The 16,225-nt window shown below is 45.3% G+C and carries 14 protein-coding genes; 6 read left to right on the forward strand and 8 right to left on the reverse strand.

Going from position 1 to position 16,225, the window contains the following annotated elements:
• Positions 1-83 precede the first annotated feature (83 nt).
• The 3 genes from BLS15_RS12695 to BLS15_RS12705 all read right to left on the reverse strand — a co-directional run bounded on the left by BLS15_RS12695 (position 84) and on the right by BLS15_RS12705 (position 5,120).
• A complete protein-coding gene (locus BLS15_RS12695) occupies positions 84-1,901 on the reverse strand; it encodes a glycerophosphodiester phosphodiesterase (protein WP_021255731.1) in 1,818 nt (605 codons plus the stop codon).
• 275 nt (positions 1,902-2,176) lie between these two features.
• Positions 2,177-3,442 carry a Glu/Leu/Phe/Val family dehydrogenase gene (locus BLS15_RS12700; RefSeq protein ID WP_044356511.1) on the reverse strand — a complete coding sequence of 422 codons (1,266 nt, stop codon included), beginning with the start codon at positions 3,440-3,442 and terminating at the stop codon, positions 2,177-2,179.
• Positions 3,443-4,007: 565 nt separating this feature from the next.
• Entirely contained in the window at positions 4,008-5,120 is a 1,113-nt protein-coding gene (locus BLS15_RS12705) for a citrate synthase/methylcitrate synthase (RefSeq protein WP_090511818.1), read from the reverse strand.
• A gap of 112 nt (positions 5,121-5,232) precedes the next feature.
• On the opposite strand from BLS15_RS12705, the gene BLS15_RS12710 reads away from it, so the two are divergent.
• The 3 genes from BLS15_RS12710 (at position 5,233) to BLS15_RS12720 (ending at position 8,019) form a co-directional block, all read left to right on the forward strand.
• Positions 5,233-6,108, forward strand: coding sequence for a LysR family transcriptional regulator (locus tag BLS15_RS12710; protein ID WP_021255734.1), 876 nt, complete (start codon positions 5,233-5,235; stop codon positions 6,106-6,108).
• Positions 6,109-6,203: 95 nt separating this feature from the next.
• Positions 6,204-6,911 carry a response regulator transcription factor gene (locus BLS15_RS12715; protein WP_036667607.1) on the forward strand — a complete coding sequence of 236 codons (708 nt, stop codon included), beginning with the start codon at positions 6,204-6,206 and terminating at the stop codon, positions 6,909-6,911.
• Positions 6,892-8,019 carry a sensor histidine kinase gene (locus tag BLS15_RS12720; RefSeq protein WP_090511822.1) on the forward strand — a complete coding sequence of 376 codons (1,128 nt, stop codon included), beginning with the start codon at positions 6,892-6,894 and terminating at the stop codon, positions 8,017-8,019. The genes BLS15_RS12715 and BLS15_RS12720 overlap by 20 nt, the downstream gene beginning before the upstream one ends.
• Positions 8,020-8,879: 860 nt before the next feature.
• Here BLS15_RS12720 and BLS15_RS12725 read toward each other — a convergent pair.
• From BLS15_RS12725 to BLS15_RS12740, 4 genes are all read right to left on the reverse strand, one after another.
• Positions 8,880-9,587, reverse strand: a complete 708-nt coding sequence (locus BLS15_RS12725) for a hypothetical protein (protein WP_139170661.1) — start codon at positions 9,585-9,587, stop codon at positions 8,880-8,882.
• Between the two features lie 71 nt (positions 9,588-9,658).
• Positions 9,659-9,862 (reverse strand): hypothetical protein, encoded by a 204-nt coding sequence (locus BLS15_RS12730; RefSeq protein WP_139170662.1) that lies wholly within the window; start codon positions 9,860-9,862, stop codon positions 9,659-9,661.
• A 59-nt stretch (positions 9,863-9,921) separates the two neighbouring features.
• A complete protein-coding gene (locus tag BLS15_RS12735) occupies positions 9,922-10,104 on the reverse strand; it encodes a hypothetical protein (protein WP_028533514.1) in 183 nt (60 codons plus the stop codon).
• Positions 10,105-10,628: 524 nt separating this feature from the next.
• Positions 10,629-10,874, reverse strand: a complete 246-nt coding sequence (locus BLS15_RS12740; protein ID WP_028533515.1) for a hypothetical protein — start codon at positions 10,872-10,874, stop codon at positions 10,629-10,631.
• A 279-nt stretch (positions 10,875-11,153) separates the two neighbouring features.
• On the opposite strand from BLS15_RS12740, the gene BLS15_RS12745 reads away from it, so the two are divergent.
• The 3 genes from BLS15_RS12745 to BLS15_RS12755 are packed head-to-tail and all read left to right on the forward strand — an operon-like array spanning position 11,154 to position 14,843.
• A complete protein-coding gene (locus BLS15_RS12745) occupies positions 11,154-12,116 on the forward strand; it encodes a D-alanyl-D-alanine carboxypeptidase family protein (RefSeq protein WP_090511834.1) in 963 nt (320 codons plus the stop codon).
• Positions 12,117-12,151: 35 nt separating this feature from the next.
• Positions 12,152-12,925: an ABC transporter ATP-binding protein gene (locus tag BLS15_RS12750; RefSeq protein WP_044354417.1), complete on the forward strand. Its 774-nt coding sequence runs from the start codon at positions 12,152-12,154 to the stop codon at positions 12,923-12,925.
• Positions 12,897-14,843 (forward strand): ABC transporter permease, encoded by a 1,947-nt coding sequence (locus BLS15_RS12755; RefSeq protein WP_090511838.1) that lies wholly within the window; start codon positions 12,897-12,899, stop codon positions 14,841-14,843. Before BLS15_RS12750 ends, BLS15_RS12755 begins: the two co-directional genes overlap by 29 nt.
• Positions 14,844-15,026: 183 nt before the next feature.
• Here BLS15_RS12755 and BLS15_RS12760 read toward each other — a convergent pair whose 3' ends face one another.
• Positions 15,027-16,016 (reverse strand): glycoside hydrolase family 130 protein, encoded by a 990-nt coding sequence (locus BLS15_RS12760; protein ID WP_021256311.1) that lies wholly within the window; start codon positions 16,014-16,016, stop codon positions 15,027-15,029.
• Positions 16,017-16,225: the final 209 nt, after the last annotated feature.

The following is a 16,225-nucleotide window of genomic DNA, read 5'->3' on the forward strand; positions in this document are numbered from 1 at the left end:
AGAACAACACCCGGTAGGTAAGCGGATTTCGCTTCTATACCGGGTGTTTGTGTGTAGATGGGAATGGAGCTTTCTTGTTCTTGTTATTGCTCCTCGCTCTCTACCATGTGCAGTACATTAACGGTCTCTTTTGCATCAGTAGCAATGTCTGTAATGATACCGTCAGCTCCAAGGGTATAGAATCGCTCTACACTCTCTGTATCATTGACCGTCCAGACGTAAATGGGCTTGCCGCTCATTTTCGCTGAGCGAATGAGTCTTGGTCGGGCAAATGATTCTTCGACAACGAAGAAATCTGCTTCGAAGCGATTAAGCGGAGCAAAGGTGGCGAATATGACATACCCGACCGTCAGATCCGGTGCTGCCTTCTTCACCTTCTGAACCAGTTCGTAATCTAGGCTTTGCACAATAATTTGTTGTTCTGCCTTATGTTTGCGTATCGTGTTGACAAAGGTAGAGACCAAGTTCGTCTCATGACCATGTGTCTTGAGTTCCACGTTGAGCTTGATTTTCCCTTTCGTTCGCTCGAGTACCTCGTCGAGGGAAGGCACGAAGTCACGGAACTCCCCTGCGCGCAGCGGAATTTGCTGCAACTGAGCGAGTGTAAGATCGAACACATTCACATTTTTTCCGGATAACCGCTTCAAGTTCTCATCATGGATAACTGCCAGCTTGCCATCCTTCGTCTGAAGAATGTCAAGCTCGATATAGTCAGCCCCTGTTCGAATGGCGCCTTCGAAAGCGCCCATTGTATTTTCCACACCGGCAGTCACATCGCCGCGATGAGCCATGATGATGAATTTATCATTAGCCTCTCCCCAATCGGTCAATAAGGTCGTTGCCCCCCAGCCGATGGCGATAAGAATAAGAAGTCCGAATGTCGCCAGTGCAGGGCGGTAACGCCGCACAAGTGAACGCTGCATATCGCGACCTTCCCAGACAGTGGCATCGACTCCGTCTGTATCCAGGTTCACCTGGTCTTGGCCTTGATAACGCACATAGAGCAGTGTAATGACGGTAATGAACAATGGTGTCATAACTAGCGTTGCAATATACAGGCCTAGGCTGAGTGTGATGCCGAGCGTAATAGCTATGGCAGCCCCCTCGCTATCTACATCAGGAAGCAGAAGCCCCACTAGGATGAGAATACAGATCAGGAGAATGAATAGGAGTAAGAAGATAATGACCCATTCAATCACGGCTCTAACTAATGACCACTTGCTGCGCCAGAACAATCGGCCGCTCTCGCGGACAGCATTCCAGAAATGATTCTTGCCTTCCAATACCATAATCGGCAGGGCATAAATGCAAATCAAATTGAGAATGAGAACGACCAGCGCGACAATGACTAGGACGATGGTTCCGATACTTGTCTTCATTAACTCACCGGTAATAAAGTTCGGTATCGCAACACTTGGCAGCAGTGATCCTCCAATACCAGCATCAAGAAGTGGGAACAACAGCAGCAAATAAAGAGCCAGACCGAATATCCCGATGCGCCATAAGCCTGGCAAGCGAGAGATGGCTTTGAACAACACAGGCCTAATTCGTGCGCGCTTCTTTTGAATACCGTAATAGGCAATATAGACGAGAGCAGCAAATTCCGTGTAAATGAGCATCATGGCAATGGGGGCCATGAGCAGCAGGCTGATCAGGCCGTATCTGCTGAACACGAAGCGGAGCAGATCGTGATTCGCGGCCGCATTGAAGCCCCCGACATCTAGTATTTTGTTGAAAAGTATCGATAGAAGCGGGATGAATACGCCAATCGTCAGTAGTTTGTAAACCAATTCAAATAGAAGAAAAGGACGGTGAGCATATTTCCACACCCCTATAATATCCCTTGTCATTCGAAAAGGAATGAATCGAGAACGGCGCTTATTGGTACGCTTAGCATTCATGATTTATGTTTTCCTTTTATGTCAGTATCGTGATACACGTTACATTATAGACCATGATCCCGTTCTTACCAACAATACGGCTAGATGGGGAGTGCTGACAGTTAGAAAATATAGTTGATAGTGTATGTGTAATGAATATACACAATTCATGAAAATGGAGTTTTTATGTGTCCAATATACAGAATCAGCCCTCCCGTGCTTCCGGCTGGAAGTGGAGAGGGCTGAACTTATGTTGAAGGGTGAGGATATATTTGACCTTTAGCGCTTGGAATGGCTTATACCCAGCCTCTTGCACGCATAGCTTCAGTAACGCGTTGAAGTGAAATCATAAAGGCTGCTGTACGAAGATCTGTAGCGTATTCTTTTGCCAGATCACGAACGGCATTATACGATTTCACCATGTTCACTTGGAGCTTCTCCAGAACTTCTTCTTCGCTCCAGTAGTAGTTCATCAGGTTTTGTACCCACTCGAAGTAGGATACGGTAACACCGCCGGCATTTGCCAAAATGTCAGGAATAACAATCGTTCCGTTCTTGTTCAGGATTGCGTCCGCTTCAGGAGTTGTTGGTCCGTTTGCTGCTTCCGCAACGATGCGTGCTTTGACGCGTGGAGCGTTCTCCTGTGTAATGACATTTTCCAATGCTGCCGGGATCAAGATATCTACATCCAGCTCAAGCAGCTGCTCGTTACTGATATGGTAGCTTGCGCCGTAATCGAGGATCGTTGCTTCGTCCTTCAACTGCTCTACACGATCCAGATCAAGACCGTTTGCATCATAGATACCGCCACGGGAATCGCTGACTGCCACTACTGTTGCACCGAGGTCTGTGAGCAGGCGAGCTGCAATACGTCCAGCATTACCGAAGCCTTGAACGGCTACCTTTGCGTTCTCCATCGGAAGTTTAATGTCTTCCAATGCAGATTGGATTGCATATACGCAACCTTGAGCAGTCGCCGCGTTCCGTCCAAGGGAACCACCGATGATGATTGGCTTGCCTGTAATAACGCCTGGCGAGTTGTGTCCACGCAAGCGGCTGTATGTGTCCATCATCCAACCCATAATTTGAGGTGTTGTATATACGTCTGGAGCTGGAATATCGCGCTCTGGTCCTACGATGTCGGCAATTGCCTCCATGAATGCGCGGCTGAGACGCTCAAGCTCGCCTTTGCTGAGTGTGCGTGGGTCAACGATAACGCCGCCCTTGCCGCCGCCGTATGGCAAGCCAACAACACCGCACTTGAATGTCATCCACATGGAGAGTGCTTTAACTTCGTCAAGTGTTACATCCGGATGGAAGCGAATGCCGCCCTTTGTTGGTCCTACTGCATCGTTATGCTGTGAGCGATAGCCTTCGAAGATACGAATAGAGCCGTCGTCCATTCGAACTGGGAAGTTTACGGAAAGAACACGCTTTGGTCTCTTCAGTAATTCGGTGACATGCTCGGGCAATTGCAATTTAGCTGCAGCTGCATCAATTTGCTTCTTAACGATTTCGTATGGGTTAAGTACTTCTGTTTGTTCGCGTTGTATGGTTTCCATGGGATTACACCTAACCTCTCTGCAATATAGGAACACTTTTCACACATTATACTGACAATGTGCGCTTTTTGAAATACGATTTGTCGCAAAAACGCCCACATCCGTAAAAGAAGATTTTACACAGGGTGATAAATTTTATTACATTAATATAATCTTTTATGGCCATAAAACCTTTTTATAGAAAAATTTTAACAATTTGAAGTGGATGGTATGTATTTCAAGAGAGGACATTTTTCGTGCTCTATACGGGCGTATTTCAAATAAATATGATAATAACTAGGGAATTGTGCTTGGGGTGTCATCGGAAAATGTCTATATGAAGAGGACAAGCTATAAGGTGCTTAAAAGTTACGTTGGTTAATTAAACCATATTCTGATGGGTTCGATCTGCCAAAATGGGATTGGATAATGGAAATGGTACAAATTTGTGATTGTTCGTCTTTTGGATAAATTACGTGGTTCCGGATAAAAAAGGAGGTGCCTGCTCGTCTGATTATTTCCGATCCGACGAAGAGACACCCCATAAATGTATAAAAAAAGAGGATAGAGACCTAAGGTTTACGCATTACGATACATGTTCAGTAGTGGGAAACGAGCCAATGTACTTGGCATCGGGACGGTAGATGACATTGTCTTTTGCCTGTTCGATCATATGGGAGGTCCAGCCGACGGTACGGCTTGCCGAGAAGGTTGGTGTGAACAACTCACTAGGCAATCCAATTGCACGCATAATGGCAGCTGCATAAAATTCGACGTTCGCATACAGCTTGCGCCCAGGCTTATATTCAGCGAGTAGTCGTACAGCAGTATCCTCGACAAACTGAGCCAAATCGAGCCAATGGTCACTTTCCTCCATCTGCGCAATGCGCATTTTCAATGCTTCTGCTCTTGGATCGCGTGTTCGATATATACGGTGCCCGAAGCCCATTAACAAATTCCGATTCTCCAACTGTTCACGCAGCCAGTCTTCCGCTCGATCAGCCGTACCGATCGCCTCCAGCATTTCCGTTACACCTGAAGGAGCACCGCCATGAAGCTGCCCCTTCATCGCCCCAAGCGCCCCCGTCAAAGCGGAAACCATATCCGACTCTGTGGATGTGATAACGCGAGCGGTGAAGGTGGAAGCGTTCAGTCCATGCTCCATGGTAAGGATCATGTACGTTTCCAACGCGCTGGCATGGATATCGGTCGGAACCTCACCTGTCAGCAAATATAGATAATGGGCTGCATGGCCTAGAGATTCGTTACTCGGTATCGAGTCCCATATAGGCAGCCCTTGCTGCTTGCGATACAAGTTCGCGATGATAGCAGGCATCATCGCCGTTAACGCCATCGCTTGTTCGATGTGTGGAGCCCCTTCGTATACGGTCGTTCCTAGTACAGAGACTGCGGTGCGCAGCTGGCTCATCAAGTTCATGTCTGAAGGAAGCTGGTTCAAGCAATGGATGACAGGCTCAGGCAGCTGTCTGCAGCGCACCCAGGCCGCTTTGAAGGATTGCAATTCTGCTGAGCTCGGCAACGTGCCGTACCAGAGTAGGTAAGCAACTTCCTCGAAGGAATGCCGAATGGCAAGTTCTTTAGCATCATATCCGCGATAAAGCAATATACCGGCATTGCCGTCAATGAAGCTCAATTCGGTTTCTGCTGCAACAACACCTTTTAACCCCTTGTCAACCATCATTTCCCTCCTCCTTTAATATGTATTATTATATACATGGTGTTTGATTAAAAATATTGAAACGTTTTTATTGATTTAATAGGGAATCATAATCAATAAGGAGCCGATGACGATGGATTTGAAATGGATACAAACATTTGTGCACGCTGCTGCGCATGAGAATTTCCGTCGCACTTCGGAGGAATTGTTCATTTCGCAGCCGACGGTAACGATCCAGATCAAGCAGTTGGAGCAATACTTGGGCTCGCCTTTATTTAAACGAGTAGGACGAAGAGTAGAATTGACCGAGGAAGGACGGCGATTCCTTCCGCACGCGAAACATCTGTTGTCCGTCCACGAGGAAGGCCTGCAGGAGCTGCATCGCTTCAAGCAGGGCTATACCCGAAGATTGAATCTGGCGGTATCGCCGCTTGTAGCGGCATATCTCATCCCACATGTCTTGAATCGCTATGTGCATGCTAATCCTGATGTAGAGGTTCAAGTTCAGGTGTTGGAATCGAAGCAAATTGCCGATGCGGTGCTGCAGGATCAGGTGGATCTAGGGTTATCTCGAATGTGGGCAAGTGATGCGCGGCTCACCTGTGATATATTGGGGGAGGACGAGGTGGTGCTTGTTGCGCCGCATGATGGGCATGATGCAGAGACTGCTTCTCCGCTCCAGCTCGGAGATTTGCTGGCGAATCATATGCTGCTCACTTATAATCATCCTGAATATTGGGAGCCGCTTGTGCAGGAGCTGCAGACGAGGTATCGATACATTCGCACAATGCTTGTTACCCAAGTTCATGTAACGAAGCGGTTCATTGAAGAAGGGCTTGGCATTTCGTTCTTGCCTGAGATTACGATTCGCCGTGAACGTACGGAAGGAAGATTGCTTCAGGTGGATTGCTCGGAATTGATGCTGCCTACCGCAAGAACGTATGCGGTTATGAAGCACAATGTTACTGAAGGGCAGCGTTTTCTGGAATTTTTCCGTGGATTCATGTAAACAGGAGAGCAGGCTGCTAGTGATTGCCGTTGAACCGGGACGGTATTTAACGGTATGCTAGTGCCAACAATGTTGATAGTGGAAGCAGGAGGGTAATGGGTGTGACAAATATATTAATTGTCGACGATGATAAAGAGATCGCTGGCTTAATCGATATTTACTTGAAAAATGAAGGATATTGCACGCATAAGGCATACGATGGTGTGGAAGCATTGGACATCCTTCAGCATGAACCTATCGAACTGGTCATTCTCGATGTGATGATGCCGAGACTGGATGGGCTTGCGGTATGCCGCAAAATTCGGGAGAACCAAGCGACGCCAGTTATGATGCTGAGCGCAAAGTCGGAAGATATGGATAAGATCATGGGCCTTATGACAGGTGCGGATGATTATATGACGAAGCCGTTCAATCCATTGGAGCTGGTAGCACGTGTGAAATCACTGCTCCGCCGTGCTTACTTATTGAACTCGCAGCTTCAGTCTCAAGCGCAGCCTGTGGATGTCATTCGCATTCAAACGATGGATATTAATAAGTCGACCCATTCGGTGAAGGTGGATGGACAAGCAGTACATTTAACGAGTGTGGAATTCGATATTCTCTACTTAATGGCGAGCAACCCAGGAAGAGTATTCAGTGCGGAAGAGCTGTACGAACGAGTATGGAAAGAGAACTTCAATGGATCGCACAATACGGTGGCGGTTCATATCAGCAAGCTGCGGGACAAGCTGGAATCAAGCGGTGGCAAACTCATTCAGACCGTATGGGGAGTAGGGTATAAGATTGAAGACACCATGGTATAGCAGCCTTCGATGGAAGATGCTGTTCACCTTCGTGCTGAGCATTATATTGGCATTAATAACAGCCTACCTCATGCTCGGTCTTGCTCTGTTTATGTACAGTTACTTGCAAATTGATCTGCTTAATGTCTTGTTTCGGGCATTGGAGCGAATGTTTGGAGTTGTTGTACCGCTCATTGTCGTTGGGTTGGCGCTGTTCGTCGGTATCTATTTTTTACTGAATCGCAAATTAATCAAAAGTATGGAGCAAATTACAGCAACGGTTCAGCGTATGGCGGATGGCAATCTGGATGCCCGCTGCACCGTCTCCACGGATGATGAAATTGGCAAGCTTGCGGATAACATTAATCGTATGGCCGAACAGATTAAGCTGTCGCTGGAAGAGGAGCGCCTTGCCGAACGTACCAAAAATGAACTGGTTACAAGCGTATCACATGATCTTCGCACACCGCTTACCTCCATCATGGGCTATTTAGGGTTGGTTGAGCAGGATCGATATAGGGATGAAGTAGAGCTGCGGCATTATACGAATATTGCTTATGAGAAGGCTCAGCGCCTGAACGTCATGATTAACGACTTGTTCGAATATACCCGCATGAATGGCGGGATGACGCTGCATACGAAGCCGCTCAATATTGTGGAAATGGCAGGTCAGCTGTGTGTACACTATCGTTACCCGATGGAGCAGGAGGGTCTGGCCATCTCGATGCACAGCGATGAGGATCAGTATTGGGTCGAGGCGGATCCAGATAAGCTGGTGCGTGTATTCGACAACCTGCTTACCAATGCGATGCGCTATGCGCCGCGTGGATCTGCAGTGGGGATATTCCTTCGCAAACGGGGGACTCGAATTATGATCTCTGTGCACAATAGCGGCGAGCCTATACCAGCTCATGATCTTCCGCATATTTTTGATCGCTTTTACCGTGTGGAGAAATCAAGATCCGAGCATTCGGGCGGTTCTGGGCTAGGTCTCGCGATATCCAAGACGATTGTAGAGCTGCATGGGGGAACAATTGAAGCGATAAGCAATCAGGAAGGCACTTACTTTGTCGTTGAGATTCCAAGTTGTTCGGTACCCCTAGAGGGGCCGTCTGATAGGATGACCTGATATTGATATGTGCTGACGAGATAGGCCTAGCTGGAACGAATACTGCACATTACGCAGCACGAACCGGTAATGTGCAGTATTACGCCCTATGTATCCCAAATTCTGTATGTTACATAACATACTTAGTTTAAACGATGCAATTTCGATTTGACTGCTGCAAAAATGAAACTAGTAATCCCATTCTTAATTTCCTTTTCTTGTAGTATGTTCCAATATTTTCGTAATTACATCTTTACTAGTTGCTCTTGCTGTTACAGATGTTTCTTTCTTAACAACTTCAAGATTAATTATGAGCAATTAAAGCGCTGCGCGAGTTGTGTGTAACATTAACTTACTCGAATTTCAGCGCCATTATGTACTAAACATACGAAAATCGCCACTCATTTTCGTCAACAGAAGTGAGTGGCGACAGGATAATTACCATAAAGTAGAGTAATTCTATTTTTTATTCTTAAAAACAGTAAAAGCAATAATAGCCATCAAGATAAGATTTCCTATTATTGTAATATCAAATGGGCGATTCTTATTTGAAATAATCAAGTATCCCGTTGAAACAACAGCTAATGCAAGTATAAATAATGCACTAAGCAAATTAGGTCTTTTTGAGCGTTTAAAAATCAGTAGAATAACTCCTACAGCAATAAGCGCGTAAAATAGGAGTAGCATAGTAACACTTAGAAACGGCAACCAATTGTTGAACAAAGGGATCACTGCAAAAAAAATGTTACCTTAATTATAGATAATTTTAGTACGGTTTGTTACGGTTGGCTGTTACTTCATAGTACTGAAGTCGTAACAGTGTATATTTAATGTGACACCTGACACTGCACAAAAGTATTGGCTAAGATCCACTACATACTTCACAAAATGACCAATCCCCTTATTTCGCTATTATCCATGTTCACATATAAGTGGATTCTCCTTGAAAATCTTAAAAAGTAATGTAGTGTCGCCGAATATTTCACTCCGGTTTCCAGTTTCCAGTTGATAGGGGTCAGATTAATCTCGCCATTTTCAAGCAAATAATTATTATACAAATAGTTCCACAATGAATGATCCTCAATCTCAATCTTCGACATATATTGTTCTATCACAGTTGGATCAATTTCAAAAATTTTAATATTAAATTTGAATGGAGCCATTTTAAAATGTTCTTCTGTTTTAACCTTATGACTAGTTTGGTAGAAATCTTTTATCATGGGATGTAGTTTTTGCTCTTCGAAAATTAATCTATTATAATGTTTGATCGATGCTGATTTCATATCACTGTATCGGATGGAATCCACAACATTGTTTTTGTATATGATCGTTATCTGGTTGAAATGAATGCTGACATGTTGTTTGAAGTATTTGTAATCTTCAGAAGAAGATATTTTTAATTCAAATGATCTTTCAGATGAATTATTAATTACAAATGGAACCACTATCCATTGGCTAAGTAAACTAGTATCAAATTGAAAAGGTGTGCTATTATTGCATTCTATTTTTTCAATTCTGTAAATTTCTTCTTTTTCAGGTCTGAATTCTTTAATACTATTATCTTTCACAATTGGTTTAAGCCAATCCACTTCACTCACCTCAGTCATAGAATAGAAGGAAGAGTGACTCACTCTTACTTCTATTTTTATACTTTTATAAATTATTTAATAGCAACTGTTGCTGAAATTACAGGTGCAATTGCATATATTGCTTCTCTTCCTGCTACAGAACCGTATTTGGTTACTTTGAATTTTCCGGAACTATAGAGTTTATGTTCGAATTGATCCCTATATGTTTTTTTGATTTCCGCCAATTGGATTTTTATAAAACTGATCTGATCCCCATTGTAAATCATCTTCATCATGAATCTCGAATTCAATGTAGACAGCTTGTATATAGTCTTTTAATAATGTTACGTCCCAATTACACAAAATCGTTTGTGCTCCACCGTCTTGTTTGGAAATTCCCATTCTCATCAAGCTGCATCAATTGAAAGTCTTGTATGTACAGTTCCTCGTAACCTGATGAATTAGCCTCTGCTGAAACAGGAATTGCTACAGTAAACATCAAAAGCAAAGAGAAAAATAACGACAATACTTTCTTCACTGGGACTACCTCCTTAAATATTGATTTCGTTTATAATTATACCATTATTAACCAATATATATGGAATACATATTTTTAATAATCTAGTAATTTTATTCTCTAAATTAGGCCTGTTGATTATCCAATAAAACACAAAAATATCACAGCAAAAAGGCTACATTTTCATTTGCAGCTTCTATCATTTTCTGTCGAGTAATCTCAATTTGTTCAATTAAACAGGTAGACTTCTCGTAGGCAAAATAAAAAGGCTCAAGAGTAGCAGTGCCTAAGTGCCTTCGAATCATTTCACACCTCATCCATAAATTTTATATTAATTTTGATTATAGATGGAGTTGGTAAATTCGACCCATTTCTGGTTTATTTCGCAACAATTTCATGCCTAAAAATAAATATATCGGGTTCTCCAAAAGGGAGAAAACCGAGACCTATCACTTTCCTAGCACATATCGGTTTGGTGGAATAGGAAGGGGCTGTCTCATAAGTGTAATGACTTATGGGACAGCCCCTTCTTCAAAGACCATATATTACTGGCAATTGTCCGATTTTGTAAATGCCCGCATATTCATATGCGAACCATCCATGGAATCCTGCATGTGTGTACGTTGCATATGCGAATGCGGCATGCGGGAATCGTTTAAATTGTGCATGTCATTAGCTGATGCTGTACCGGATTCTGTCTCTCCCGCACCTGCGAGTCCCTCGTATACGGTATTGCCAAGCAAGAGGCTTCCTCCCAAGATGAGAACAGCGGCTAAGATGTTGCGTTTCATAAGGTATACCTCCTCGATATGTTACATATTTCACAATCATATGTTCTATTATACCTGTTTGAGCGAATTAATCCCCCCTACTAAGGTCTAGAATTAATAAGATTTGTACATAGGGTATAAATTCCACATAACCTTTATACCGTCTTCTTCATATTTTCTTCATCTTTCATTCACTTTTCTTCATTTCTGCTTAGCACATTATTAAGTCCATTCGGTTATCCTGATACCTACCAGGGGAAGACATGCGAATGCATGATAACAGGATAAGGGTGGATAATCGTGAGATTGAATAGGAAAAGATGGCTGTTCGCAGGCTGCATCGCCGCTGCCGGTATTTGGTTCATACTGCAGCCTTACTCAGGACAAATCAAACAAAAGATATATAAAGTAGTGTCTAATAGCGTGCACACTGTAACTGGGCAGAATGTATTTGCTTCAGGAAGCCTGGATGCCCAGGCAGCGATCGTCATCAATCAAGATTCAGGTGAAGTTCTATACGGGATGAATGCAGATGATCGGCTCGCACCGGCCAGCACGACCAAAGTGATGACCGCGCTCCTCGCCATCGAGATGGCAGACATGAAGGAACAGGTGACCGTAGGGCAGGAGGTGCTGCTTGCCAATCCGGGGGAGAGCTTGGCAGGGCTGCGCTTCGGGCAGCAATTGTCGTGGAAAGACTTGCTGGAAGCGATGATGCTGCCGTCCGGGAACGACGCGGCGAGAACGGTTGCCGTTCAATTGGGACGTCAGGTACGCGCCGATGCATCCTTGGATGCGGAAGAAGCGATCCGCGTGTTCGTTCAATGCATGAATGATCGGGCAGAGCAGCTCGGCCTTCGCAACACGCACTTTATGAATCCGCATGGATTGCACGATGCGAACCATTATAGTTCAGCACATGACTTGGCTGTTATTGCGAAGGAAGCGATGAAGAGCAAACTCTTCCGTGCCATTGTAGGCCAATCCACTGCAGATGTGAAGCTCGTGTCCGAGAACATGGAGAAGATCATGAAGTCGTATACGAATCGGAACCGACTGCTGCAGCAGGAGAGCGAATATTATTATGAAGGATCAACAGGCATTAAGACAGGATTCACCGATCAAGCCGGATACTGTCTAGTCTCCGCTGCAGAGCGCAATGATCACCGAATGATTACAGTTGTACTGCATTCCGGTTCGAATAGCGTCTGGACAGATGCGAGGGAACTGCTCGATTATGGCTTTGGACAATATGCAGGATGAATATAGGAATCTTGTGAATAGGAGTGGAATTGAAGATGACAATGGTAGAAGTGAGGAACTTAAGTAAGACCTATGAAGGGAAGGTAGCCTATCAGGCATTATCCAATATAAATCTAGGCATTGAGCAGGGGGAATTCGTAGGCATCATGGGGCCATCCGGAAGTGGGAAAACAACTTTGATGAATATGATTGCAACCATTGACGCGCCTTCGTCTGGCCAAGTGTTGATTCATGGCAATAATCCCTTCCAATTATCACAGGAGAAGCTGGCTCTATTCCGCCGGCGTGAGCTCGGATTTGTTTTCCAATCCTTTAATCTATTAAATACGTTGACCGTTAAGGAAAATATCGTACTTCCCTTAACACTGGACGGGGTAGAAGTGGAGAAATTGCACCGCAAGGCGAATGCGCTGGCAGAGAGGCTTGGCATTACTGCATTGCTGAACAAGCGAATTTACGAGATTTCTGGAGGGCAAGCACAGCGCGCAGCTATCGCTCGCGCCATTATTCATCAGCCGAAGCTGCTGCTGGCGGATGAGCCGACTGGAAACCTGGATTCGAAGTCATCGCGAGCTGTGATGGATACGATGTATCAGCTGAACAAGGAGGAGGGGACGACGATGCTGCTTGTTACGCATGATGCGATGGCCGCAAGCTATTGTGATCGCGTTGTCTTCATTAAGGATGGTCAGCTGCATCATGAAATTACTCGCAGAGGCAGTCAGTCCATGTTTATGCGCAGCATAATGGACGTGCTGTCCGTGATGGGAGGCAATCCGAATGACGTTCTCACAACTAGCTATTCATAATATCACTCGCAACAAGCGCATGTACGCCGCTCATTTCTGGAGCAGTACCTTCTCGGTGCTGATGTTCTTTACCTATTCCTTGCTCTTGTTCCATCCCGACTTGAATGGAAAGATCCAATCTTCCAGTGAGACACTTAGCGAACTCGGGATGATGGGACTGCGGGTGTCGCAGGTGCTGTTGATCGTGTTTTCTTTCTTCTTCATCTTATATTCGGTAGGCTCGTTTTTGAAGACACGGAACAAGGAATTCGGCATTCTCATCATACATGGAATGTCGCCTAAGCAATTCCGCAAGCTGGTGTTCATGGAAAATATGCTGATTGGCTGCGCCTCCATTGTGGCAGGCGTAATGCTGGGTGTCATTTTCTCGAAATTGATCCTCTCCGGGATATCTGAACTTCTGGCGATTGATAAAGGTTTAACGTTTTATGTACCATTGAAGGCGATAGGGACAACGTTTATCGCATTCTTGATCCTCTTCCTGCTGATATCGATCGTGACTACTCGGATGGTAAGGGTGCATCAACTCATTAATCTGCTCAAGGGATCGGACAAGCCGAAGCCTGAACCTAAGGCGTCGATAGGACTGTCGGTGCTAGCCGTCTTGCTCGTCGGAGCGGGCTATGCGACGGTGTTTTCCTTTGCAACAGGCATCACGTATTCGTTCCTTGTACTCCTGTCAGGGGTGGTGCTGACTGTAGTCGGGACGTATTTTCTGTTCACGCAATTCGCGGTATTTGCACTGCGAATGTTGAAGCGGAGCGAGCGGCTGTATTTCAAGAAGACGAATCTCTTGACGCTCTCTGAACTGGGATATCGGTTGAAGGATAATTCACGCTTGTTCTTTATCGTTGCTGTAATCTCGGCGGTTGCATTTACTGCGATTGGCACGTGTACGGCAATCGGCAATCAAGGGTTAGCGGAGATGACGAACCCGTTTGCATTTACGTATTATTCGTATCAAGGAAATAAGCAGGAACAGGCCGATGTAAGTTTGATTAAACAAAAACTGGAACAATCACAATTGCCTTATCGAGTTGGCGCAGCTACCTTGAAATTTGCAGGTAATGATGTCACGGTCATGAAGTTGTCCGATTATAACAAGCTGGCGATAGCCCTTGGATATGAGCAAGAAGCGATTACTGCTGATAATGAAGCATTCCTTGTGCCGACTTCAGTCATGGGGGAGCGAGTATATAGTAAAGAAGGCTTCGAAGAAGTTGTCCAACTGATAGAAGACACTACTCGATTTGCCTTTCAAGTTATGAAAGCTGTACCCCATCAAGTGCTGCCGCAGGATTATGGGATCATTCGGCTTGTTGTGGTAACGGATGATGCTTATGAGCAGATACCTGATCGGGATGAGTCAGGCCAGGGATCCTATACGGTATATGGATTTGCGGTAGAGCATTGGAGTAAGCTTGGGGATACAACACAACAGCTAATGAAGCAACTGAACACAGATCAAGAAGGAGAACAGAGCGAATCCATGAAGTTTCAGTTCAGAGCGCTGTACCCGCAGTGGGTAGCGGCCAAGCAGGCAAATGGATTACTGCTGCTCGTGAGCGTACTCATTGGTGTGGTGTTCTTCACCTTTGCCGCAAGCTTCTTATACTTCCGATTATATACGGATCGCAGTCGGGACCAGCAGCAGACCGAGATGCTGTCCAAGATGGGGTTGACTCGCAAGGAACTGAATCGCGTCGTGACACGACAGCTGCTGGTTATGTTCTTTTTGCCGCTTCTCATCGCAATTTTGCATAGTGGGGTTGCATTTGCAGCGCTGCAGCAGTTGGTTCACTTCTCTGTGGGGGAAAGTACAATTAAAGTGCTCGTTAGCTTCACAGTAGTTCAAATTATTTACTTCTTCGTCATTCGATGGCGCTACGTGCAGCAATTGCACAATGCGATGGTGTAAGACTGTACATTCTAAATAATCGTAGACTTCCTTATTGCACATTTATTGCACAAAACCCCCTTGCGCTGGCCGCTATTGCGATCAGATGCAAGGGGGTTTTGATCATAGGTATAGGGGTTGCAAAGAAAGGAAGAGCCCTGTAAGTCGGTGCTGCTCCCCAGCAGTCTTTGCTTACAGTATATCTTACTTCACGCGAGAATTATTCTTCACGAATTCAATAATCTCATCAACATAACCGAATGCAAGAGCAGTAACCGTGTCAGCTGCGCCATAGTAAATCGCGATGCGTCCTGTTGCTGCGTCCACAAGCGATGCACAAGGGAATGCAACGTTAGGCACGTCACCTACGCACTCGTACAATGTGGAAGGCTGCAGCAAGTATGGTTCGCTGCGGTATTTTACTTTCCAAGGCTCATCCAGGTCGAGGATCGCTGCGCCGAATGCGTATACGAATCCGTTACAGGAGTTCAGGACGCCATGATAGATCATGAGCCAGCCTTCGCTTGTTTCGATTGGAATTGGACCTGCGCCAACTTTCTTGCTCTGCCAGCCGCCCATTGGAGCCATTACGTGACGGTGACGACCCCAGAATTCCATATCAGGGCTCTCACTGTAGAAGATATCGCCGAATGGTGTATGGCCTGTATCGGACGGACGGCTCACCATTGCATAGTTGCCGTTAATTTTGCGCGGGAACATAACTCCGTTGCGGTTGTAAGGCAAGAATGCATTTTCGAGCTGATGGAATGTCTTGAAGTCATATGTGTATGCCACGCCGATTGTTGGGCCGTGGTAGATGTTGCACCAAGTTACATAGTAGCGGTCTTCGATCCAGCATACGCGTGGGTCGTAGCCTTCGATGAAATTGCCGATTTCCGGATCGTCACATTCAAATGTGAGCGGCTCATGGTTGATGTCCCAGTTAATGCCGTCTTTACTGAAGCCAGCATGCAAGCGCATGTAGCGATTGCGATCGTCGCAGCGGAATACGCCAGCGAATCCGCCTTCGAACGGAACAACAGCACTATTGAAGATACTGTTCGAGTTAGGCAGCAAATCGCGTGGAATTACTGGGTTCTGGCTGTAGCGCCACAATACGTCGCGATGTCCTTCAGGACGTTCTTCCCAAGGCATGTTCGGAATATCTGGACCGATGATCTTAATTTGGCTCATGATGCAAACCTCGCTTTGCGTAGTAAGTATGAAACCTGTGCTGTTCAAGTGCAGGTGACAGATGTTGAGACCAAAAGAATAGGTGAGAGCCTTGTTCTTTATTGATGTCGTGTGCAATGTCAACTGAACTTGTAACACAGCATGTGTCAATTGTCTCTCGAAACGCAATGACAGCGTTTCCGAATAACTAAAGAGTAAAACACTAAGGT

The organism is Paenibacillus sp. cl6col (genome assembly GCF_900102125.1).
Lineage (GTDB): Bacteria > Bacillota > Bacilli > Paenibacillales > Paenibacillaceae > Paenibacillus_B > Paenibacillus_B suaedae.

Coding starts and splice junctions, on each gene's coding strand:
- BLS15_RS12695 (WP_021255731.1), bottom strand. CDS start 1,901: ATGAATGCTAAGCGTACCAATAAGCGCCGTTCTCGATTCATTCCTTTT.
- BLS15_RS12700 (WP_044356511.1), bottom strand. CDS start 3,442: ATGGAAACCATACAACGCGAACAAACAGAAGTACTTAACCCATACGAA.
- BLS15_RS12705 (WP_090511818.1), bottom strand. CDS start 5,120: ATGGTTGACAAGGGGTTAAAAGGTGTTGTTGCAGCAGAAACCGAATTG.
- BLS15_RS12710 (WP_021255734.1), top strand. CDS start 5,233: ATGGATTTGAAATGGATACAAACATTTGTGCACGCTGCTGCGCATGAG.
- BLS15_RS12715 (WP_036667607.1), top strand. CDS start 6,204: ATGGGTGTGACAAATATATTAATTGTCGACGATGATAAAGAGATCGCT.
- BLS15_RS12730 (WP_139170662.1), bottom strand. CDS start 9,862: ATGATGAAGATGATTTACAATGGGGATCAGATCAGTTTTATAAAAATC.
- BLS15_RS12740 (WP_028533515.1), bottom strand. CDS start 10,874: ATGAAACGCAACATCTTAGCCGCTGTTCTCATCTTGGGAGGAAGCCTC.
- BLS15_RS12750 (WP_044354417.1), top strand. CDS start 12,152: ATGACAATGGTAGAAGTGAGGAACTTAAGTAAGACCTATGAAGGGAAG.
- BLS15_RS12755 (WP_090511838.1), top strand. CDS start 12,897: ATGACGTTCTCACAACTAGCTATTCATAATATCACTCGCAACAAGCGC.
- BLS15_RS12760 (WP_021256311.1), bottom strand. CDS start 16,016: ATGAGCCAAATTAAGATCATCGGTCCAGATATTCCGAACATGCCTTGG.